Origin of the sequence: Paraburkholderia domus (assembly GCF_905220705.1) — a bacterium.
Lineage (GTDB): Bacteria > Pseudomonadota > Gammaproteobacteria > Burkholderiales > Burkholderiaceae > Paraburkholderia > Paraburkholderia domus.
On record NZ_CAJNAT010000011.1, the window covers coordinates 48074 to 70319 of the forward strand.

At 60.9% G+C, this 22246-nt stretch carries 17 protein-coding genes; 8 read left to right on the forward strand and 9 right to left on the reverse strand.

From position 1 onward, the window contains the following. The first annotated feature begins 93 nt into the window (after positions 1 to 93). The 5 genes from KHO31_RS19915 to KHO31_RS19935 all read left to right on the forward strand — a co-directional run bounded on the left by KHO31_RS19915 (position 94) and on the right by KHO31_RS19935 (position 9342). The gene (locus KHO31_RS19915) at positions 94 to 2703 is read left to right on the forward strand and encodes an FHA domain-containing protein (protein WP_201138760.1); all 2610 of its coding nucleotides are present in this window, start codon (positions 94 to 96) and stop codon (positions 2701 to 2703) included. After that, positions 2681 to 4054, forward strand: a complete 1374-nt coding sequence (locus KHO31_RS19920) for an HlyD family efflux transporter periplasmic adaptor subunit (RefSeq protein ID WP_201074002.1) — start codon at positions 2681 to 2683, stop codon at positions 4052 to 4054. Before KHO31_RS19915 ends, KHO31_RS19920 begins: the two co-directional genes overlap by 23 nt. A 37-nt stretch (positions 4055 to 4091) precedes the next feature. After that, a complete protein-coding gene (locus KHO31_RS19925) occupies positions 4092 to 4844 on the forward strand; it encodes a peptidylprolyl isomerase (protein ID WP_201074004.1) in 753 nt (250 codons plus the stop codon). Positions 4845 to 4930: 86 nt separating this feature from the next. Continuing rightward, positions 4931 to 7987, forward strand: coding sequence for a peptidase domain-containing ABC transporter (locus tag KHO31_RS19930; protein WP_201074005.1), 3057 nt, complete (start codon positions 4931 to 4933; stop codon positions 7985 to 7987). Beyond that, positions 7984 to 9342 carry a sigma-54 interaction domain-containing protein gene (locus tag KHO31_RS19935; protein ID WP_201074007.1) on the forward strand — a complete coding sequence of 453 codons (1359 nt, stop codon included), beginning with the start codon at positions 7984 to 7986 and terminating at the stop codon, positions 9340 to 9342. The genes KHO31_RS19930 and KHO31_RS19935 overlap by 4 nt, the downstream gene beginning before the upstream one ends. 96 nt (positions 9343 to 9438) lie before the next feature. On the opposite strand, the gene KHO31_RS19940 is transcribed toward KHO31_RS19935, so the two are convergent. From KHO31_RS19940 to KHO31_RS19950, 3 genes are all read right to left on the reverse strand, one after another. After that, positions 9439 to 11019: an isocitrate lyase gene (locus KHO31_RS19940; protein WP_201074008.1), complete on the reverse strand. Its 1581-nt coding sequence runs from the start codon at positions 11017 to 11019 to the stop codon at positions 9439 to 9441. A 377-nt stretch (positions 11020 to 11396) separates the two neighbouring features. Continuing rightward, positions 11397 to 12167 (reverse strand): PP2C family protein-serine/threonine phosphatase, encoded by a 771-nt coding sequence (locus tag KHO31_RS19945; protein WP_211624002.1) that lies wholly within the window; start codon positions 12165 to 12167, stop codon positions 11397 to 11399. Positions 12168 to 12172: 5 nt separating this feature from the next. Then, on the reverse strand, positions 12173 to 12460 hold the full coding sequence (locus KHO31_RS19950) for a hypothetical protein (RefSeq protein ID WP_054035641.1): 288 nt from the start codon (positions 12458 to 12460) through the stop codon (positions 12173 to 12175). Between the two features lie 461 nt (positions 12461 to 12921). Here KHO31_RS19950 and KHO31_RS19955 point away from each other — a divergent pair, with 461 nt between their 5' ends. Both KHO31_RS19955 and KHO31_RS19960 read left to right on the forward strand, forming a co-directional pair. After that, positions 12922 to 13425, forward strand: coding sequence for a lecithin retinol acyltransferase family protein (locus tag KHO31_RS19955; protein WP_201074010.1), 504 nt, complete (start codon positions 12922 to 12924; stop codon positions 13423 to 13425). A gap of 46 nt (positions 13426 to 13471) precedes the next feature. Next, a complete protein-coding gene (locus tag KHO31_RS19960; RefSeq protein ID WP_201074011.1) occupies positions 13472 to 13726 on the forward strand; it encodes a hypothetical protein in 255 nt (84 codons plus the stop codon). Here KHO31_RS19960 and KHO31_RS19965 read toward each other — a convergent pair. Next, entirely contained in the window at positions 13723 to 14601 is an 879-nt protein-coding gene (locus KHO31_RS19965) for a LysR family transcriptional regulator (protein WP_201074012.1), read from the reverse strand. The genes KHO31_RS19960 and KHO31_RS19965 overlap by 4 nt on opposite strands. 99 nt (positions 14602 to 14700) lie before the next feature. Between KHO31_RS19965 and bla the strand changes: the two genes are divergently transcribed. Further along, positions 14701 to 15636 (forward strand): class A beta-lactamase, encoded by a 936-nt coding sequence (bla, locus tag KHO31_RS19970; protein WP_201074014.1) that lies wholly within the window; start codon positions 14701 to 14703, stop codon positions 15634 to 15636. A 33-nt stretch (positions 15637 to 15669) separates the two neighbouring features. On the opposite strand, the gene KHO31_RS19975 is transcribed toward bla, so the two are convergent. From KHO31_RS19975 to KHO31_RS19995, 5 genes are all read right to left on the reverse strand, one after another. Continuing rightward, positions 15670 to 19380 (reverse strand): ImcF-related family protein, encoded by a 3711-nt coding sequence (locus KHO31_RS19975; RefSeq protein WP_201084923.1) that lies wholly within the window; start codon positions 19378 to 19380, stop codon positions 15670 to 15672. Continuing rightward, positions 19361 to 20752, reverse strand: coding sequence for a hypothetical protein (locus KHO31_RS19980; RefSeq protein WP_236071347.1), 1392 nt, complete (start codon positions 20750 to 20752; stop codon positions 19361 to 19363). Before KHO31_RS19980 ends, KHO31_RS19975 begins: the two co-directional genes overlap by 20 nt. Further along, positions 20710 to 20970: a PAAR domain-containing protein gene (locus KHO31_RS19985; RefSeq protein WP_201084924.1), complete on the reverse strand. Its 261-nt coding sequence runs from the start codon at positions 20968 to 20970 to the stop codon at positions 20710 to 20712. Before KHO31_RS19985 ends, KHO31_RS19980 begins: the two co-directional genes overlap by 43 nt. A 2-nt stretch (positions 20971 to 20972) precedes the next feature. Continuing rightward, a complete protein-coding gene (locus KHO31_RS19990; RefSeq protein WP_201084925.1) occupies positions 20973 to 21527 on the reverse strand; it encodes a hypothetical protein in 555 nt (184 codons plus the stop codon). A 149-nt stretch (positions 21528 to 21676) separates the two neighbouring features. Further along, on the reverse strand, positions 21677 to 22237 hold the full coding sequence (locus KHO31_RS19995; protein WP_201084926.1) for a hypothetical protein: 561 nt from the start codon (positions 22235 to 22237) through the stop codon (positions 21677 to 21679). Between the last annotated feature and the right edge of the window lie 9 nt (positions 22238 to 22246).

The following is a 22246-nucleotide window of genomic DNA, read 5'->3' on the forward strand; positions in this document are numbered from 1 at the left end:
GTTCCCTGGAACAGCTGCTATTCGCCGTAGTTCTTCAATCCGTTCCTGCTGCGTTCTCGCCGCAGCGGGTAAACGATTAGTGATCCAGATAAAATGACCGCCGGCGAAGCTTCGATTGCTGAGATGCGCGCGACACTGGACGCCACGTTCGACGTGGTGCTGTCGCCGGTTGCGTCCGCGCAGCGTCCCGCACTCGACGCGATCCGGATCGTCGATAACCTGTTCGCGATCGGGCGCAGCGAGGTGCCTTTTACCGACTACCCCACCGACCGGATTACCCGCCTGTCGCGCCGCCATGCGCGGATTTTCACGGAGCACGGCGCCGTCTATGTTGCCGACCTCGGCAGTAAGAACGGCACGACGCTCAACGGCATCGCAGTGCGGCAAGCCCCTGCCCGAGTGCGTGCCGGAGACGAATTGTGTTTCGGAGGCGAGCTTTGCTATCGCGTGAGCATCGAGCCGCGCGCACGGATCGTCGCCGCCGCGAGTGCGGCACCCGCACCCGGACTGCTGCTGGTGCCACAGCGCGATGACCTCGGGCTTCTGCCAATCGACGTGCAGGCGTTCCCCTTTCTCATCAGCAAGGCGGACGAAGTCTTCTCGCGCTATAAGGACCGCTATCCGCATCAGGTGAACTACATCTCGCGGCGCCACGCGCACATCTTTCTGAAGGGCGGCGAGCTCTATCTGGAAGACCTGGGCAGCACCAACGGCACATTCGTCGGCGGAAAGCGGCTCGACGAAACCGCGCTGCCGCTTGTCGAGGGAGACGTCCTTGCATTTGGCGGCGACCACTTCGTCTACAGGGTGACGCTGCAGAAACCCCCTGAAGTCGAGCCGACCGTGACCCAGCTACTCCTCAACCCCGCTGTCGACGAAGCTGCCGATAGCGACAAGACCACGTTCGTTGGCGCAGCGCATTCGTTCCTCGATATCTTTTGCGTCGACCCGGGGCTACAACGCGAGGACGAAGTCAATGAGGCGGCGCAGGCCGCATCTGCGCAAGCAAAGCGCGACACGCTGACGGGCGGCGCAAATGGCACGCACGGCACGAATGGCATGAACGGCACGAACGGAATAAACAGAACAAACGGCACACATGGCAAGCAAGGCACGAATACAGCGAAGGGCCGGCCGCAGCGTTGGCGTCTGCTCGCGGGCGAACTCAGCAAGGCATTCGCGGGTGGCGATCACACGATGATGCGTCGCGCCGCGTGGTCGAGCGGTGTGGCCTTCGCCATTTTGGTCGCTATTGCGCTGACGCTCTACATGCGCGGCTCATCGGAGCGCGACTTGAGAAATATGCTGGCAAGCGGCGATTACACCAGCGCGGTGACGGCGGCAAACGGCTATCTGGCAAACCATCCCGCTGACACAAAAGTCAGTGCATTGGCGAGCGAAGCGCTGCTGAAGGCGAACCTCCCCGGCTGGCTGAACGCGCTGCAAAAGACGCAGTTCGATGACGCCGACGCGCGGCTCAAGGAGATGAGATCGTTGAGTACAAGTAATGCGGACGGCGCGGCTCTGGTCGGCGAATTGCAATGGGTGGGCGACCTGGAGCGCTTCGTCGTGGGGCGTGGCGGGGTGGATGCACCGATCCGCATGTACGCCGACGAAGCCGCTATCAGCGGCCTGCTGCAGCGCTGGGACGATGACGCGAGGAGCCATCAACGCGCACTCGACCGTATCGCTTCGTATGTGCCTGTTTTTGCGGAACCGTACGCGCAGGCGCTGAGCCATCTGCGCAAACTGGAAAGCGACGACTCGGTGTACCTCGCCGCCATCGACCGCCTGAACGGCACCATTCGCACCGAACTGGCGCGTGACAAGCCTGATGCGCTGCCCGCCGTACTCGACGATTACGCGCAGCGCTATCCGCGTCTCGCCGGGCTCGATCGTGTACGGGGAGATTTGCGCCAGTACACCGATGTACTGAACGCCGCGCTCAGTCGGCAACTGACGACGTTGCTCGCCCTGTTGAAAACGGTGCATTTCAGCACCCCGCCATTTCAGGCGCAATTTCAGCAACTGGCCGCGAGCCGCCTGCCGTCGACGGACGTTATCCAGCGCCATGACGCGGCGAGCGCGGCGTGGCTGCGCGGCGACGCCCAGCAGGCGCTGGCGGGTTTGCAAGCCATGCCTGCCGGCCCGTGGTCCGACGTGATCGCGGCGGAACTGGCGCACAAGAAAGCGCTGCTCGGCCAGTTCACCGATTTGCAGAAGACGCGCGGCGACAAGGATTATGACCAACGGCTGCTGTCGTTTTACGCCAGTCTCGACCCGACAGCGGACGCGTGGTTCGTGCAATCGATCCAGAAGGACGTCGCCGCTTTGCACGACAAAGCGCTGGCGCGTGCGCAAGATCTGATGCTGCGCGCGCAAAGTCTCTGGAAACAGTATCGGGCGAGTGGTCCGATCGGCGGCACGCTGCGGCTGGAAGCGGGGATTTCGCCCGGCTTTCGCAGCGAGGCGCGTCTGCTTTCCGATGCGCAATCCGCCGCGCAACAAGGCATGCGCATCTATACGCAACTGAAAGCGGATCATCCCGCCGACTTCGACCGCTTGCTCGCGGATATCGATGCCGAAGCGGAATTGCAGCGTCGCTCGCTGACCGAGCTGCGCATGGTGCTGGACCCCGGGCTGTTGAAGGCGAAGCTGGCGTTGATTGGAGGCGAGCAGAGTGAAACGCGACAATCACCCTAGGCCGCTGTCGGAGGCGCTGGAGGACCACAGCGTCGAAGGCATCGCGATTCTGACCGCAGAACCGGTGCGGCTCGCGCGCGCGCTGATCTGGGCGATGGTCGCGCTGGTGGTGGCCGGCTTGTTGTGGTCGTTCGTGGGGCGCGCGGATGTGATCGTCAGCGCGCAAGGCACGCTTTCACCGGAATCCGAAGTGCGCCGCATCTACGCGCCGATCGACGGCGAACTCGCCGATCTGTACATCGCCGAGGGGCAGCCCGTATCGAAGGGGGACGTGCTGGCGCGGCTGAATGCACGTGGCGCGATCGAGGCCGCGAGCAACGCGCTGCAGGCGCAGCTCAAGCTGGAAGACGCCGAGCGCGACTGGAAGCAGTTCCCCGAGAAGAAGGCGCTGATGGAGCGCAAGGCCGCAGCACTGAAGGCGCAGATGGAAGTGGAGGCCCATCAGCACGAAAATCGCGTCTCCGAAGGCACGACCAAGCTCGCCGAAGGCCAGAAGGCCGAACTCGACGAAGCGCGCAGCGTGCTCGACAACGCCCGCCGCACGCGAGAGGCGGCGCATCAGGAGTTGGATCGCTACTCGCAGCTTTTCGCGCAGCCAGGTGGCGGCGGTATCGCCGAGTTGCAGGTGGAGCAGAAGCGAACCGCCGCGATGGAAGCGGATAACGCCTACCGCGTCGCACAATCGAAACTCGCGGAGCTGGATTTCCGCCTGAGCCATGAATACGCGCAGGCAAATGCTCAACTCGAAACCAGCGGGCAGCAGACCACTGACCTCCAACTCCAGTACGACTCAGCCATTCGCGACATCACCGACGCTGAAGACAAGCTGCGTCTTCAACTGCAAACCGCGCGCCTCGTGGCCGAAGCCGCCGCGCGAATTCGGTTCGAGAACATCGACAAAGACAATTTCCTGCTGATCCTCGCACCGGTCTCCGGCGTCATCACCGACGTGACCTCCACGCAGCGGGGCGACAAGATACAGGCGAACGCGCCGCTTGGCGGCATCGCGCCGAAAGATGCGAAGCCCGTACTGAAGATCGAAATCGCCGAACACGATCGTGCTTTTCTGCACGAGGGCCAACCGGTGAAGCTGAAATTTAACGCGTTCCCCTATCAGCGCTATGGGCTGATCAGCGGCACGCTCGCCTATATTTCGCCGGCCACCAAACCTTCGTTGCAGGACAAGCAGCCGGTATACGAAGGCCGCGTCACGCTCGACAAGAACTACTACCAGATCGCCGACACCCGTTATCCGCTGCGCTACGGGATGACGGCGAGCGCGGAGATCGTGGTGCGCGAACGGCGACTGATCGATCTGGGTCTGGATCCGTTCAGGCAGGTGGCAGGTTGAGCGCGCCGATTACACGTCAATCAAAGGAGCGGATGACATGACCGCGATAGTGCGAATCGATGACGAAGTCGTGGACGTTTCCGAGTTCATTCGTCTTCTGAAATTGACCGGCCAGTTCGAGAGCCTGATCGAGCAGATCGTGCGCGACAAGCTCACGGTGCATGCGGCGAAAAAGCAGGGCATTGCCGTCACTGCGGACGAAATCCAGCAACGTGCCGATCAGTTCCGCCGCGTGCGCGGCCTGCATCGCGCGACGGATATGAATCAGTACCTCGATGCGCTTGCTGTGAGTCTCGACGAGTTCGAGGCCTTCATTACGGACGGGCTGTATCAGGAGAAGATGCTCGACGTGGTGGGCAACGAGGCGGCGATCAAGGATTACTTCGCGCTGAATTCGCCGAAGTTCGACGCGATCGAGGTGAGTCATATCGTGCTCGACAGCGAAGGCAAGGCGAAGGAAATGATCTCGTACCTGCACGACGATCCGGAGAGTTTCGCCGACATGGCGCGGGAGCATTCGATCGCCGATACGCGCGAAGCCGGTGGCGTGATCGGCAAGGTGCTGCGGGGATCGTTGAAGCCGGATATCGAGGCGAAGATTTTCAACGCGGCGGTGGGCGATCTGCTCGGACCGTTTCCGTCGGCGGATCGCACTTGCTTCGAGATTTTCGCCGTGACGGCTAAGTATCCCGCGACGCTCGATGCGGATGTGGCCGCCGAAGTCAGGCGTCTGCTGCGTGAGGGCTGGCTGATTGCGCGCGCGCAGGAGCACGTGATTGAAGCGCGCTAACAGGTATATCGCACCGCGCCGCAGCGAAACATAGAAGCGCAAAGCAACACAGAGTGAAGTAAAGCCGAATCGAGGTCCGCAAGCACATGGATGCACCCCAGACCGCGCCTTCCGCAGCCGAATTTCTCACCTCGGTGGAAATTCTCTCGCCGTTTTCGCGCGACGAGATCGAGCGTCTTGCCGAATATGCGCAGGCACGCTTCTACTCGTTCGGCGAAACGGTGTGCTCGGCGGGCGAGACGGCTGACGGTCTCTACGTGGTTCGTTCGGGCTCGGTGCGTATCTTCACCGAGGAACACGGCAAGGAAACCAGTATGGGCGTGCGCAAGACCGGCGAGATCTTTGCCGACATTGCGATGTTGCGCGCGTATGTGCATGAAGCGTCGGTGCGGGCCTCCGCGAAAACCGAGTTGCTGTTCATTCCCCGCGCCGTGATCGAGCCGGTGATCGCCGGCAATCAGGCCGCGTTGGCATTTGTCGCGAGCTACGTGGCGATCAGCTCGGCCGGCGGCTTCGTTGCGCAGTTATTCGACCTGCGCGGCAAGCTCAATAAAGCGGAACTCGAAGAGTATGTGCGCAGCGTTGGCGTGAAAAGGGTGGCCGCCGGCAAGGAAATCCTCAAACAGGACGGACGCGACGACCGGCGGCTCTACGTGGTGCGGCAAGGTGAAGTGCGCATTGTCCGTCATGAGGAAGGCCACGACTACACGCTCGCGACGCTAGGCGAAGGTGAGATCTTCGGCGAAAAAGCATGTTTGATGCGGCAGGAGCAAATGGCGTCGGTGGTGGCGGCGACCGATACACGGCTGCTGGTCATCCCCGAACGCACCGTCCATTTCATCCTCGAACGCAATCCGAAGCTGCGCGAAGTCCTGGATGAGCGGATTCGTTACGGCGACCGCGAACTGCAACGGCAAAAGCGGCTCGAACAGCGGCGCAAATTGCCGCTGATGCTCGATTTACAGACCAAACCCGAGTTCGGCGAAAAGGTTATCAAGCGTTTTGCGCTGGTTGAACAGGCTGAAGAAATGGATTGCGGCGCCGCGTGTCTCGCGATGGTCTGCCGCCACTACAGCATCCCGATGACGCTCGGCAAACTGCGCGAACTCGCCAACGTCACGACGCAAGGCGCCACGCTCGATAGTCTCGCGCGCGCGGGAGAATCGCTCGGCTTCACCGCCCGCGGCGTGCAATGCACATTCGATTCATTGCGCGGTTTCGATCTGCCCTTCATCGTGCATTGGGAGGGATACCACTATGTGGTGGTGTACGGGCTATCGAAGGAATACGTGTGGGTCGCCGACCCGGCACTCGGCTTCAGGAAAATGACGGTTGAGGATTTCGAACGTGGCTGGAGCGGCACCTGTCTGCTTTTTACGGGCGGACCGAATCTCCTGCAGATGTCGGCCGCGCGTTCGCCGTGGATACGCTTTGTCGGTTACCTCAGGCCGTATAAGAAGATTCTCGGCCACCTGTTCCTTGCTACGTTCGTCATTCAGGTGCTCGGCGTGATTCCACCGCTGATCATCCAGAACATTCTCGATGGCGTGATCGTGCATCAGAACGTCAGCCTGCTGCATCTGCTGATTGGCGGCTTGATCATTGCCAATGTATTTTCGCAATTGATGTCGTCGATTCGCGCATATCTGGCGAATTTCATGGTGCGCAATATGGACTTCGCGATGATGTCGCAGTTCTTCAAGCACACCATGTCGCTGCCGTTTTCGTTCTTCGCCAAACGGAAAACCGGCGACATCTTCGCGCGCTTCCAGGAGAACCAGACGATCCGCGCCTTTCTCACCGAATCCACGGTGACCACCGCGTTGAATCTGCTGATGGTGTTCATCTACTTCACGATCATGTTCGTCTACAACGTGAAGATGACGCTGGTGCTGATTGCGTTCGTGATACCGATCATGGCGCTGACCGCGCTGGCCACGCCGAAGATCAAGAACTATGCGCGTGAGGTGTTCACGGCATCGACCGAATCGAAGTCATTTCTGATGGAAGCGCTCGCCGGTGTGGAGACCATCAAGGGCATGGGCATCGAGCGGCCGGTACGGTTGCGCTGGGAGAAGAAATACGCGAAGGCGCTCGAAGTGCAATACCGGGCGCATGCTTTCAGCATTCTCATCGGGCTTGGCAGCCAGTTGCTGAATGCGGCGACGACGATCGCCATCCTTTGGGTCGGCGCGAATCTGGTGCTGGCGCGCGAAATGACCATCGGCCAGTTGATCGCCTTCAACGCGTTCATGGGCAGCGTGCTGGGGCCGTTGATGGGGCTGGTCGGCTTGTGGAGCATGCTGAACGACGCGGGCGTGGCGATGGAACGCCTCGGTGACGTCCTCGATATCGAGCCGGAACAGAAGCCGCAGGATTTGCCTTCGCGCGTGATGCTGCCGGAACTGCAAGGCGAAATCAGTCTCAACGGCGTGTATTTCCGTTACGGCGAGGACGATTCGGCGTATGTGCTGGAAAATATCAGCTTCGACATCAAGCCCGGCGAACTGGTGGCAATTGTGGGCCGCAGCGGGTCCGGCAAGACGACGCTCGCCAAACTGCTGGTCGGCTTTTACGCCCCAAGCGAAGGCAAGATGACGATCGACGGCTACGACCTCGGTGTGGTTGACAAGGCCTATTACCGCGCACAGATTGGCTATGTGATGCAGAGCAATCTGCTGTTTTCCGGCACGATTGCCGAGAACATTGCAAGCGGAGACGACGCGCCCGAACGGCGCCGCATCGAGGAAGTCGCAAAAATGGCCGACGCGCACGCGTTCATCAGCAAGATGCCGCTCGGCTACGAGCAGATTGTCGGTGAACGCGGTATTGGCTTATCCGGCGGGCAGATCCAACGGCTCTGTATTGCGCGCGCGCTGTATCACGATCCGCGTCTGCTGGTATTCGACGAAGCGACCTCGGCGCTGGACTCGCAATCGGAGAGCAATATCCTCGGCAATATGCACGATATTCTGAAGGGACGAACCGCCGTGATCATTGCGCATCGGCTCAGCACCATCATGCGTGCGGACAAGATTCTGGTGCTCTATGAAGGTGCGATCGTCGAACAGGGCCGTCACGATGAACTGATCCAGCGTGGCGGCATGTATTACCAGCTGGTCCAGAAACAATTGAGTGCGTGATGAAGATCCTCGACCAGGTAGAAGAGCCCAGCCCGGCGATTTCGTACGCAGGTCTGATCGAGCGCATCGAGATTCTGCGCTCGACGCTGCGCTGGTCGTCCCGGCTCGAACGCGCCGACATCGACAAGCTGCTCCGGCAAGCCACCTCGTTACGCGACGAGGTCATGCAGCTCTCGCACAAGGAGCGATTTGTGCAAGCGGCAACGGCCGCCGAGCCTGCCGCATCCGCGGATCAATCGCGTGGCGCGCGTAGAAAGGCATTGATCGAGCGCAGTTTCATTTTCGAAGGGACGTTCGGCGACAATCCGCGTTTGCTTGAATCGCTCGAAATCGCGGAAAAGGCGGCGCCGACCGATTTGCCTGTGTTGATCGACGGCGAAAGCGGCACAGGCAAAGAGCTGATGGCAAAAGTGATTCACGCGAATGGCTCGCGTCCGGACAAGCCGTTTATCTCCGTGAATTGCGGTGCGATTCCGGACAATCTGCTGGAGTCGGAATTGTTCGGACATCGCAAGGGCGCGTTCACGGGAGCCTCGAATGACCGCAAAGGAAAATTCGAAAGCGCGCATACCGGCACGATCTTTCTCGACGAAATCGGCGAATTGCCGTTGGCAGGCCAGGTCAAGCTGCTGCGCGTGCTGGAAGCTCACGAGATTCAACGCGTGGGCTCCGATGAAACGATTGCCGTCGATACGCGCATTGTCGCGGCGACCAATCGCAATCTGCGGCAGCTCAGCGAGGAGGGCAAGTTCCGCGAGGATCTGTTCTACCGTCTCAGCGTGATTCACGTTACGTTGCCGCCGTTGCGCGAGAGACGCGATGAGATACCGCTGCTAATTGCGTGGTTCGGCGACGAGGCCGCGGGCACGCTAAAACGCCGGCCCGTCAGGTTGACGCCGCGTCTGCGGGACTTTCTGCTGAACTATGCGTATCCGGGTAATATTCGCGAGCTGCGCAACGTGATGTATCGTGTGTCGTGTCTGGCTGGGGAGATGGCGGATATCGATCATCTGCCAGTGGATATGCGGCCGGCCGCGCCCGGTTCAGCCGCGGCTTTGTCCAAAGCGGCCACGGCGACGGGACAGGAGCCGATTAGCGTGGCGAATCTGATGTCGCTCAGCGACGCCAAGCGCGCGGCGAGCGACGACGCGGAAAAGGCCTTCCTGGAGCGTGGCCTTCGCGAAGTGAGCGGCACGGTTGCCGAACTGGCACGACGCATCGATATGAACCGCTCGCATCTGCAAATGCTCCTGAAGAAGCATGGCCTGCATTCGAAGGACTTCCGCAATCGGAATGCGCCGCCCTCGAGCCAAAACGGTGCGGACGAGCACGACGAGGAAGACAGCGATAGTTGAGGCTGACTGGTTTGATGAGAACCCCGCGAGCTATCTAGCCGGATAAAAAAACGCCAACCTGTATGGGTTGGCGTTTTGCTTGCGGTGCTACAGGTATCAGAACTGGTTCATGGTGTTGTCTTTACCCGCCGCTTTCAGGGCCGCTTCGCCGCTGAAATACTCCTTGTGGTCGTCGCCGATGTCCGAGCCGGACATGTTCTGGTGCTTGACGCAGGCGATGCCCTGACGGATTTCCTTACGCTGCACGCCAGCCACATAACCCAGCATGCCTTGGTCGCCGAAGTATTCGCGGGCCAGGTTGTCGGTCGACAGCGCGGCGGTGTGGTAGGTCGGCAGCGTAATCAGGTGGTGGAAGATACCTGCTTCGCGCGCCGCGTCGGCCTGGAAGGTGCGGATCTTTTCGTCGGCGGCGATCGCCAGTTCGGTCTGATCGTATTCCACGCTCATCAGCTGGGCGCGGTCGTATGCCGACACATCCTTGCCTGCGGCCTTCATCGCGTCATACACCTGCTGGCGGAAGTTCAGGGTCCAGTTGAACGACGGGCTGTTGTTGTACACCAGCTTGGCGTTCGGGATGACTTTGCGAATCTCGCTGACCATGCCGCCGATCTGGGCGATATGCGGTTTTTCAGTTTCGATCCACAGCAGGTCGGCGCCGTTTTGCAGCGCGGTGACGCAATCCAGCACGCAGCGCGCTTCGCCCGTGCCGGCGCGGAACTGGAACAGGTTGCTAGGCAGGCGCTTGGGACGCAGCAGCTTGCCGTCGCGCTTGATGACGACGTCACCATTGCCCAGTGCGTCGGCCGATATTTCGTCGCAATCGAGGAAGGAGTTGTATTGGTCGCCCAGGTCGCCCGGCGTGTTGGTCACGGCGATCTGCTTGGTCAGGCCGGCGCCCAGCGAGTCGGTACGGGCCACGATGATGCCGTCGTCCACGCCCAGTTCCAGGAAGGCGTAGCGGATGGCGCGGATCTTGGCCAGGAAGTCCTCGTGCGGCACGGTGACTTTGCCATCCTGGTGGCCGCACTGCTTCTCGTCGGACACCTGGTTTTCGATCTGAATGCAGCATGCGCCCGCTTCGATGAACTGCTTGGCCAGCAGGTAGGTTGCTTCGGCGTTGCCGAAACCCGCGTCGATGTCGGCGATGATAGGCACGACGTGGGTGACGTGGTTGTCGATTTTTTCCTGGATGGCGGCCTTGGCAGCACCAACGGCTGCGTCCAGCTGACGGAACAGGCCGCCCAGTTCACGGGCGTCGGCCTGGCGCAGGAAGGTGTACAGCTCGCGGATCAGCGCGCTAACGGAGGTTTTTTCGTGCATCGACTGGTCCGGCAGCGGACCGAACTCGGAGCGCAGCGCGGCGACCATCCAGCCGGACAGGTAAAGGTAGCGGCGGTCGGTGTTGTTGAAGTGCTTCTTGATGGAGATCATCTTCTGCTGGCCGATGAAGCCGTGCCAGCAGCCCAGCGACTGGGTGTACTTGGACGAGTCGGCATCGTAGGCGGCCATGTCGGCGCGCATGATCCTGGCGGTGTACCTGGCGATGTCCAAGCCCGTTTTGAACTTGTTCTGCGCACGCATGCGTGCGGCAGATTCGGGATTGATGGCATTCCACGCGCTGCCTTGTTTCTCCTTCAAACCAGCAACTGCCTTGATGTCGTCTTGATATTGAGTCATGTGTATCTCCTGAGAGCAAAGCGCATTTGAAAACTGGTTGCGTGTGCCGCTACGTATGTCGAAGCGAACTGCATGACTAAATAGTAGCGCCGTTTGCTGCGTTTCGGTGAAGTCTTATATAAGACATAAGACGTAATTTATGCTTATTTTTCAATGAGATACGCATGTATTTTTGCGATGTAAAACATGTTTTCACGCAGCGGGAAAATGATGCTGCGGAAATTTGAAGTGAATCCCGCAATGTGAAACGCGCTTTCGGTTGTTGGAGGCCGGACAAGCACGGATGGCTTGAGCAAGGATTGCTAGCGGGATGATTGTGTAGACGTCTGTTTCGACGAACCGACACTCCAACGCGCGATGAAACGCGCTGCGCACTTTCAAGGCGCAGGGTTTAGCAGGGTTTTGTCGGACGCATACGGATCTTCGGCTTGCACCACCACGGCGGTGACGTTGTCACGTCCACCGTGCGCAATCGCTAACTCAACCAGTTCATCGGACGCGCGCTCACACGCCACCGAGGTCAGCACCGCCAATATTTCCGCATCGCTGACTTCGTTGCTGAGTCCATCGCTGCATAGCAGGAAGACGTCACCGTCCGCGACTTCGATTGCATCGTCATCGAGTTCGAGCACGTCCGTTGCGCCGACCGCGCGCGTGATCATGTGCTGCGCCGGATGATGCCGCGCCTCTTCGTCGGTAATCACACCGAGCGCTTTGAGTTCCTGCACCTGACTATGATCGCGCGTGAGTTGCCGCAATTGTCCTTCACGGTATAGATACAGACGGCTGTCGCCGGCCCATAGATAGCCGCAGAAACGGTCGCACGCGAGCAGCACGATGACTGTGCTGCCGATCCGTTGCACCTGGCGGCGGGCCGCTTCGTCCCGCAGTTGGCGATTGGCTGTTTGCAGCAGCGTGCGCGCGTCGGCGATGCAGGTTTTCATGGCGCGCGGCGGCGCGAGCCGGCTCAGCGCATCGATCACCAGCCGGCTCGCGAGATCACCGACCGCGTGCCCGCCCATGCCGTCGGCGACGGCCCAGCGCCCGGGTTCGGGCTGGGCGAGGCAGGCATCTTCGTTGATTTCACGGACGCGTCCGACGTCGGAGCGCGCGGACGACGTCCATCGAAAATGGCTCGGACAGGTCACAAGGGCTACACCGTATCGTTTCTGCTGCGTGCGTCCGGGGACACGTTGATGTTCGAGTTCGCGCCGGTGTTGCGCACATCGACCGACTGGAACGTGTTGATCATCTGGTTAGCATAGAAGTTGTTTGAAATGTCGTACAGGTTCACGACCGGACCAATGCTCGGCGTTTCCCGCACATACGGCTGAATCCAGCCGTACACCCACGGCGCACCGCCGCCGCCGCGGATCGCCGCCATCGCTTTACGGTCGAGTGCGAGGTTCAGCGAGAGGTCGTTGACTGTAATGGAAGCCATGTCGTTCTCCGGTTGGCCGCGTGCGTCGGGCGCGCGGTTAAAAAGGAATTGAACGTGATGGTGCAAGTGCCATGCCAATTTGCGGCTCGCCAGCGGGCTTTCTCGTAACGCGTTGATGGGGCGGCGATTCCGGGCGCTTGCTTATGCCGAGCGTCTTCGTACGGAGCTGCATTGGTCGGGATGCAGCCAACATCGGCGCGTGCGCACCGGTGCGGGACCCAACACATCGGCCTGACCCCCGGACCCTGCCCAATACACTCGCTGCGGCTCAGCCAGCACCCCAAAATGATCGACGTATGCCAACACACTGGCTGAATTTGTGTCGGCTCGCAACTGACAGCTGCTGCACTAAAAACGCCTCGAAATTCCTGCCAGCCCTTTAAATAAAGGCTTTTCCGCACATGGCCCGGATGATGCAAAAGATCTCGCAACAGTGTTGGATTATCGAAGCGAGGCCAGCCATGAACACGAACCCTCTTCCGACGAGCAGCGAAGGCCGCGACGCACGTTGCAATGAAGCGTCGACCATCGATCTGCCGATCGGCGCGCATCTGGTCACGCAGCGGAGCGGTTACGAACATCACGGTATTTACGTCGGCAATGGCCGCGTGGTTCATTACGCGGGTTTTGCGAGCTCGGCGCATCGCGGTCCGGTTGAGGAAGTGGAATTAAACCGCTTCGCCGCCGGTCATCCATTGACGATCCGCCCGACCCCGAGCGCCCGTTACGTCGGCGATGAAGCCGTGCGCCGCGCGCGCTCCCGCCTCGGCGAAAACCATTACCGCCTGCTGACGAATAACTGCGAGCACTTCTGCGCGTGGTGCCTGCTTGGCGAAAGCCGCAGCGAACAGGTGCATTGCTGCTTGACGCATCCCCGTGCCGGCATGCTCACGCTGGTGTGTCTGGTGAAGGCGTTTGTCGAACGCGCCGCGAAGAATGGTCAGGTTGCCGCCCAGCTCGCGTGAGCGGGCCGAAACCCGTTCAAGAATTCAAGGATTCAAGGAGATCATCATGGTTGCCGTCGAAAAGACCTTGCACTGGGCAGTCGACAAATGGCTCGCGCCGACGCCGTCCATGCCCGCACGTGTCGTGCGGTTTTGCCACAGCGCGTCGCAGCATCAGCGCTACGTTTGCGTCGAAGCACTTCGGCCAGGCGGCTTGCTGTCGATCTTCTTCTTTCGTCATGACGACGGCTCGTGGAACGTGTTCCCGCCGCAAGCCGAGCGGCCCGCCATGAACGGCCATCGTCACGTGGCAGCTTGCTAGCCGGGGGTGGGCGAAGCCGCTTCCTTGACGATCCACTGACTGAACAGCAGCATCGCCGGTGTCATCGGTTTGCCCTTCAACCATGTCAGCCAGTAGCTGCCGGCATGCACTTCCACCTCGAACGGGCGCACCAGCCGCCCCGTGTTGATCTCGCGATCGAACATCAGCGCCGGCGCGAGCGCGATACCCGCACCCTGCATGGCGGCTTCCACCATGAGCCGCGACGAATCGAACACCGGTCCGCGAATCGGCCGCGGTGGAATGCCGGCTGCCGCGAACCAGTTCATCCAGTCGTCGACACGATAGGAGCGCAGCAAGGTCTCGTTAGCGAGATCCGTCGGATCGGACAGACGCCTCGCGATCTCAGGCGTACACAGAATCGCGAGCGGCGCATCGAGCAGCCGGGTGGCGAGCGAACCTGGCCAGGTGCCGTCGCCGAAACGAATGGCGAAGTCGAGACCTTCGGTGGCGAGATCGACCCGATTGTTGTTGGTCAGCAGCCGCAGTTCGACAAACGGATGCGCGTCGCGAAACGACTTGAGCCGGGGCATCAGCCAGCCTACCGCGAAAGTACCTACCACGCCGACCGTCAGCACCTCGTGAAAGTGGCCCCCTTCGAACTGCTTGAGCACGGCCTCGATGCGATCGAACGCATCCGTGAGGACCGGGCGTAGCGCGAGGCCCTCGTCCGTCATGGCCAGTCCGCGAGGCAGACGTTTGAAGAGCGCGGTGCCTAGCCGTTCCTCCAGCGTTCTGACCTGCTGGCTCACCGCTGCCTGGGTGACATTCAATTCGAGCGCGGCGCGCGTAAAGCTCAGATGTCGCGCGGACGATTCGAAGGCGCGCAGCGCATTCAACGGGAGATACGGTCTCATGGCGAAGGCATAAGATTTTCTTGGGGATCGACTAACTTATCATCGTTTGCCAGCGGGCGCAGGAAAACCGATAGTTGCGGCTTCACATAAGGAGCGGCGATGATTACAAGACGGAAATTCGCGGGCGCGATGCTCGGCGTTTCGATAGCTGGGGTTGCGGTTGGGAGTGGCGGCGCGTTCGGGAAAGTGGTGAAGGCGGGTGCTGCAAGGCAGGGCGGCGGCGTGGCCAGGGCGGACGCGATCCGTCAACGGCTCGCGCAGATCGAAGTGGAAAGCGGTGGGCGGCTCGGTGTGTCGATCGTCGACACGATGTCCGGCTTGCATGCCGGTTTGCGGACGGATGAGCGTTTTCCGATGTGCAGCACGTTCAAACTGCTGGCGGCGGGTTTTGTGCTGACGCGTGTGGACCACGGACAAGAGGATCTGGAGCGGCGGATCGTGTTTTCCAAAAGCGATCTTGTGCCGTACTCGCCGGCGACCAGCCAGCACACCCGCGAACGCACCGGCGAAGCAGGGATGAGTGTCGCCGACGTGTGCAAGGCGGCTATTACGCTCAGCGACAACACTGCGGCCAATCTTCTGCTGGCTAGCTTTGGCGGCCCCGCCGCGTTGACCGCGTTCGCGCGCAGCATCGGCGATGGCATCACGCGTCTGGACCGCAACGAGCCGACGCTGAACGAAGCAACGCCCGGCGATCCGCGCGACACCACCACGCCCAACGCGATGCTCGGCAATCTGCGCGAGCTGCTGCTGGGCGAGCGGTTGTCTTCGTCATCGCGTGCGCAACTGCTGGCCTGGCTCGCCGCCAATCAGACCGGCGGCGAACGGATTCGCGCGAAGCTGCCGAAGGATTGGGGTGTCGGCGATAAAACCGGCACGGGCGATCACGGTACGGCAAACGACATCGCGATTCTTTGGCCGCCGGGACGCGGGCCGATTCTCGTGACTGTCTATCTCACGGAGACGAGCGGCGATGCGGCGCGCTGCAATGCGGCGATTGCTAATGTCGGCGCGCTGGTGGTGGCGTCCGTCTGATGGTGTAGGGCCTGCTCAGTGTGTCCTCGTCACTCATTGCATCATCTCCGGCGGCAACGGTGGAAGCGCCGGCACCGATCCAGCTTTACCGACGACGCCTGAAGCAAGCCCCTGTGCGACAAAAATCCGCTCAGGCATCCTGAAGCCGCGCAGCTTCAGCAGGTCGAGCGGTCCGGCACCGACCTGCGTGCGCAGCACGTAGCGCAGGGGGGCGGCATCCGGCTGATCCCACGTCAGTTGGTAACGGGTGCTGTCGAGCGGCTTGACCTGAGCTTTCGCGAGCAGCCGGAGGAACGCCCAGTCGCCGGTGGCGTCGAATGCCTGGCGCAGGCCGGCGTTGACCATCTCCCACATCAGGCCTGTGTGCCCGTTCAGACCGTTGCCCGGCCACGTGAGCGCGGTCCACGATTCCCGCTGGTTGAAGTAGGAGAGCGGCGTGCCGTCGATGACGAGTTCCGTGCGCGTCACGTTGACCGACGGCAACGCCATGATCTCGAAGCGATAGCCTGCGTCACCCTGCGCGTACAGCCGCGCGCCGAGCGTCGGAAGTAGCCGGATTGCCGCGAGAAACGCCGGATCGAATTGCAGCGCCTGGGGGCGCAGTTCGTCCGGCACCCACTGGTCGCCTTGCTGCTTTAATACGCCCGCCAGTTGTGTCGTCATGAAGCGGGCAATGAGGCCGGTGTCGGGACGCACATAGCGTCCGAGTTCGGCGAAGGACGCGTCGGCATTCGTGTCGAAGAACGGATACCGTCCATTCATGGCCGCGTTGAACGGTGCTGTGACGCTGGCGCGCCATGCTTCGTTAAGGCTCGCGGCGGCCGGCTGCAGAATGGTTTGCCATGCGGTGTCGAGTGGACGTGCAAACAGCGCGTCGCCGAAGCCTGCCCACGCTGTGCCGAGGCTTGCGGCTGTGAGCGCTGCGTCGTCGCGTGCCTGGGCGAGTTCCGAGAGCTTGCCCTGGAACACGGCCTGCGCGAGCGAGCGCGCCATCGCCTGCGCATCGGGGCTGGCCGCGATCTGCTGGAGCTTCAGGCGCATTGTGGTCGCGACCGTCAGGTAGTGCGCGAGGCTCACACCATTGAGCGTCGCGGGTGCCTTCGACGCGTTGCTTCCGTTGTTCGCGCCCGTGCCACTGGTTGTGCCACTGTCTGTGCCGGTGTCACCCATCAGCGCGAGCAGGGGACCGAACGGTTTGTCGAGCGGGTTCATGAGCGTCGCCTGGGTTTTGTCGTCGCTGCCGACGCCCCGCAGGAAATCCCCTTGGGGGATCAGGCTCTTGGCCTTGCGCACCAGCGTATCGCTCAGCGCCTGCGACGGGCGGCCCGCCTGCGCCTCGTACTGCACGGACTTCATCAGTGCAATCAGCGGCGAGGTCTGCGCGTCTGCGAGGCGGGTAAGCTGGTCGATCGCCCCGTTCAGATTCGCTGCCGGTTGCCACTGGATGCTGTTGAGCATGCCCTGCCATGCAGCGGTGTATTCCGCGAAATAGCGTGCAGAGAGACGCTGCTTCAGATCGTCGCTCGCGCGTTTCTCGTCGATGGGCGTTGTCGTCGTGAGAGTCTTCTGCACGACTGACGTGTTGACGGATTGCGCGGGTCCGCCATCCACTGCGGCGACTCCCTTGGGGGCGCCGGATAGTACCCAGTCGCCGTTCACACGCCTCTCGCGCGAGGCCTTGTCGATCTCCTCCGCGATCATGCCGTCCCACGCCGCACGCGTGTAGATACCCGGCACGGTCCGCGCGCTCGTGAAAAGCCCGCGCGCATCGGCGCCGTTCAGCAAGGTCGTGAGCGAAGCATCCGCGTACTTGCCCTTGGCGTCGTCGATGATGCTCTGGTAGACCGTGTCGTCGGCGTTTGCAAGACCGATCTGGTTAACGAGCGTATTGCGCGCGGCGGTCACGATGGACTCCGATGCATTGATGCGCCATTCGGGGTGCGCCTTCAGGTGGTCCGCATAGAAGCCGGCGAGCCACTGCGATGTGTCGAGCCACTCGCCGGTGGACATCGCAGGGGACGCGGGCCACGAGGCGAGGATCTGGTCCTTCAGAAACGCTGGATCGGTGCGGCGGGGTTCGGTCAGCATCAGGTACGCCTTGAGCGCGTTATAGCCGTGCCGCTGCGCGTCGTGGCTTTGCAGCGCATCGGCGCGCACCCGGGAAAGTTGGGCGAGTTCAGCCTGCAACGCCCGCACGACCGGGCGTTGCAGGTTGCGGTTCGCAGAGGTCCGGTACGGCTGCCACAGCGCATCGAGCACCGCGTCGTTGCGGCTCAGGCCGGCGCGCAGGTACCACGGCGCACCGTGCTGTCGCCGGTACTCGAGCGTGTCGATCTGCTGCTGCAAGACGAGTTGCGCACGCAGTGCTGCCGGGGTGCCAGGGGCGGCCGCGAGGGCGGCATCGGCGCTTGCCCGCGCATCCTGAATGAGTTGGCGGTTGCCGATGAACGAGATCGTCATCGCCACGCACCAGCCGATCGCGAGGGCCATGACGAGCGCGGCCAGCGCGTTAGGCCAGTAGAAGCCGACGCGTTTGCCGTGCTGGCGACGCACGTCACGGGCGATCTCCTGCCAGGTGGGTAGCAGGGAGGCCGGTTGGATTCGCAGTGTCATGTCGGTGACGCTGGTGCTGGCGTTGGCTGCACCGGTCGTGCCGCTCGGCGTGGCCTGGGTCGTCATAGCCCGGGTCGAAGCTGCGATCGCCGGCGTGACGACGGGTGCGGCGCCTGTCACCTTGAATACCGGCGCGAACATCACGCTGACGAGTGGGGCGCGCCGCCACCTCGATACGATCAGCGCCTCCCAGCCTGTCACGATCCGCTCACGCTGTTCGCCGATGTATTTCGACACCTGTGCGAGGTATGGCATGCGGGGCGACTCGCAGCACAACTGCACACCAACCATTGCCGTCTGCAGTTCGATTGTGGCGAGTTGGGCTTCGAGTTGACGAGCCGAATCCTTGTCCGTGCGGAGAGGCGAACCCGGGATCAACGCGCCGATCGCCTGGAACGTCTCGGGCTGGCCACCGGTCGTCGGCACGGCATGCAGGAACGTGATGGGCGCAGCCCAGCCGAGATCCGTCGCGATCGTTGCAAGCGAGCGTGGCAGTTCCGCGTCGGGCCGGGTCGCGCTGTCGACCTGGGCGACCTGCACCACGCTGTCAACAGGACGCCTGCGTCGCAACTGCCTGAGCTGTCTGCGCCACAGTCCGGCGTCAATGCCGTCGGGTGCCGCATGCACGAGAATCGCGTCGGCGACATGTAGCACGCCGGCCTGCTTGAGGCTGGGGGCGACTGTTTCGACCAGCTTGTCGCTGCCGCTCACCAGCAGCCATGGCAGGCGATAGCGCCAAAACCAGCCGTGCGAGGTCCGCAGTTCTTCAGACAGGTATTGCAGGCGCGCATCGCGTTTGAGTGTCGCGCTCGGCTCGGCGGCTTTTGAATGATCGCCGGTGTCCTGGCGAAACAGCCGGCCCACCATGCTGTACGCGCCCAGTCCCAGCGCGGCCAGATGCAGGATCACGACCGCTGGCAGCAAGAACAGAATCCAGATCGTCGCGCTCTTTCGAGCGTCCAGCGTCGTGAGGTTAAGCAGATCACCCTTGAGCCAGACCAGTCCGAGCGCGAGCACGGCAAGCACGACGGCGACCACGATTAGCCCCCAGATGGCAAGGGTGCCCCCCGGTGCGCCGGAGGATTCGTCGCCCAATGCGAGTGTCTTGATGTTATTCGCTGGATTCGTCATGCGGTGGGGTAGGGTCCATTGCGGGGCTCACGTAAAGGATCGCGGCCTGCGCGGTCTGCGTGTGCTGGGGTGTGTGAAGGATCAGGTGCGGGCCGGTAGTCGCCGCTTCGACCGCTGCTGCGATCGAGAGCCAGCCGCCTGCCGCGCCCGCGCGACCGATGAGACTATCGGCGCGGCGCTGCGATTCGAGCTCCGTGACGCCGGTAAGGGACGCATTCTTGAGTGCGGCAAGTAGATCTGTTTCGTGCGAGTCTTCGAGTCCGCTGATCCAGGCGGGGTGGATGGCGGGCGCGTCGGCGTTGCCCCACAGCACGGCGTTCGCGAGTATGTCGGCGAGGACAGTCAGTTCTCCTGCCACGGGGCGATGCAGGGTAGCCACGACCTTGACCGGCTCGGGCAGGACGAACACGCCGGGACCGAGCAGCACTGCGATGCTGCCTTCGGTGCTGCCAACGGACGGTAACGCTTCATGCCATTCGGCGGCGATCACCAGCAGCGGGCGTTTCTCGCCCGCGTCGAGCCACGCGTCGGCCACCATCAGGCCGTCGCTGGCTGGCGCGGCCAGGCACTCAAGTGCAGGTAGTCCGGCAACCTGCAGGGCGTGGCGGACTTGCTCTACGCGGGTGTTGGCCGTTTCCGCAGAAGCGAGTACCCGCACGGTGGGCGCGTACGTCGGGCCGTACTGCGACAAGGCGTGCAGGCTTGGGCCGAGCGTGTCGAGAGTCTGGGCAAGCATCCGCACGACGGGCGGAACCTCCTCGTGAGTGAGGACGGGCGCATCTGTCGGTTCCTGTGTGGCAACGTCCGACATGGCCTCTTCATCCGCTGACGGCGGCGCGGTTTCGGACGGTTCCGCGAGGAGCGGATCGTCATCGGCGAACCGGCCATGCACGACCGTTCCGGATCCGCTGCGCGGTGCCTGCGGCTTCATTACAGATGTTGTCCCGGCAAGCGCTTTCGCCAGTTCTTTGCCATCAAGCGGCAGGCAATATCCCACGCCGAGTACTTGCAGCGGCTGCTGCGCATAGCGCACGCGGCTAGTGAGCCATTTGCGCCGGTGCATGTTCCAGTAGTGCGCCCGGAACCACAATGCTTCGTATCCGGCGCGCGCGATGCCCAGCGTGATGAAAAACAGGCCGTTGGGGATACCCACGACGCAGAACCAGAACCACGGCCCGCTCGCGGGCGTGCCAGCCGGCCATAGCAGCAGCGCCACTGCTGAGCCAATGCCGTTGTACAGTGCCCATCCGATGAGCCACGGTACAAGACGCGGTTGGTTCGTCGGGTAGGCACGTGGTGGTCCTGCAGGTGACAGATCGACCGGCATCGTCAGGCGATATTCACGTTTTGCAGCGACGACAGTAGTCGGCATCCGCATGTGCGGCGGTGGTAGTGCATTGCGATTGGCTTGCCGCCCTTGCCGGGAAACGACGGGTTGCCCTCGGCGATTGTTGTCTTTCCATGCAGCGTGCAGAGTGCCTCGTCGCCCTGGCATGCCAGAAGCTTGTCCAAGAACATCATTTCCGATGAGGCGGTTGTTACTTCACCGCCGTTTTCCAGCTTGTCGCCTTTGCGGATGGGGTTTCGCATTGCTAATCTTCCGATTGAAATTTGTTCAGATATGCCGGACATTTAAAAATTTCTGACTCGCTGTCCGGATGACAAAAAAAATTCATCTCGGAGTTGAAAATAAATTTGTAACTTTCATTAAATATTGGGCCGCCAAAGTACTGTCTATCTGAAATTCCAAATCGGATTATTTGAATGCCTTCCCTAATGTAAATATCTGGTTTTTTTGTAAATTTACAATATGGTTGGCCGATCAAAAAGACGAAATTTCCATCGGTGTCTTGCTCATAGAATCCGCAACCCACGGTTCCTCCTCCAGGGCCGGAGCGAGCAGCAATCAAGACCTTATGATTCGACCCGGAACCCCATTCAACAACCCGATATATTCGCTGTGTGTGGTTGCTGAAATCAGGAATTTTCTTCAAGCGACCTTCAATTTCATCAAGACTTTTTGCATCTAATTTGTTGGTCTCCAATATGCGAATGTCGACGAATTTTGAATCTTTTGAAAAACTTTCAAATGCAAATCCAAGGCCAATAATACCCATGGTGAGATAAGCTGTGGCGCGTGAGCACATGGTAATTTTCTTTATAATCCTATTTGACATGTAAATATTTAGACTTGGCTGATTATTTAATCTAACTAAAATTTAGATGCATTTTCATGGGGATGGCTTGCCGCTCGGATTTTTCTCCTAAGCTCCCCCCACGCTCAACGACGACGCTATCACTTCAAGGGCATCATATCGATGTGGCATTTGAATGCTTCAGACTGACTGGTTGGCTCGCAAAAAATATTTCGGTCTGCGTCAAAAATTAGCTCGAATGTAATCGGAGTTGCTGGGCCGTCATACCATTGCCGGATCGAAGCATCAAACTTCACATTTCGGAAGTCTTTCGTCATATGGCCCACCGGTTCTTTGAAAAAATGGCAAAATGGGCCGCCAGTTATAAAATAAAAATTTCCAGTTCCAATATTTTCATAGATTGAGCAACCCGAAGATTTTCCAACCCCCTCACTTGCCACAACTACCGTGCCTCCCGTTGATCCGGATCCCCACTCGACAATACTTAATATTCGATGATGATCAACATCGAAGTTTGGGAATTTTTTTATCTTGCTTTCAATCTCCGCAAGGCGATTAGCACCTATCTCGCTGCGCTGAAACATGCGAGGAATAACTGAATTCGAAAATTCAGGTGAATTTCCATGGGCAATCGCAGCGCTTAAAAACATGCAAAATGAAGCGCAGATATAAGTTATCAGGACCCTGTATGCGAATTTCATTTAAGTTAA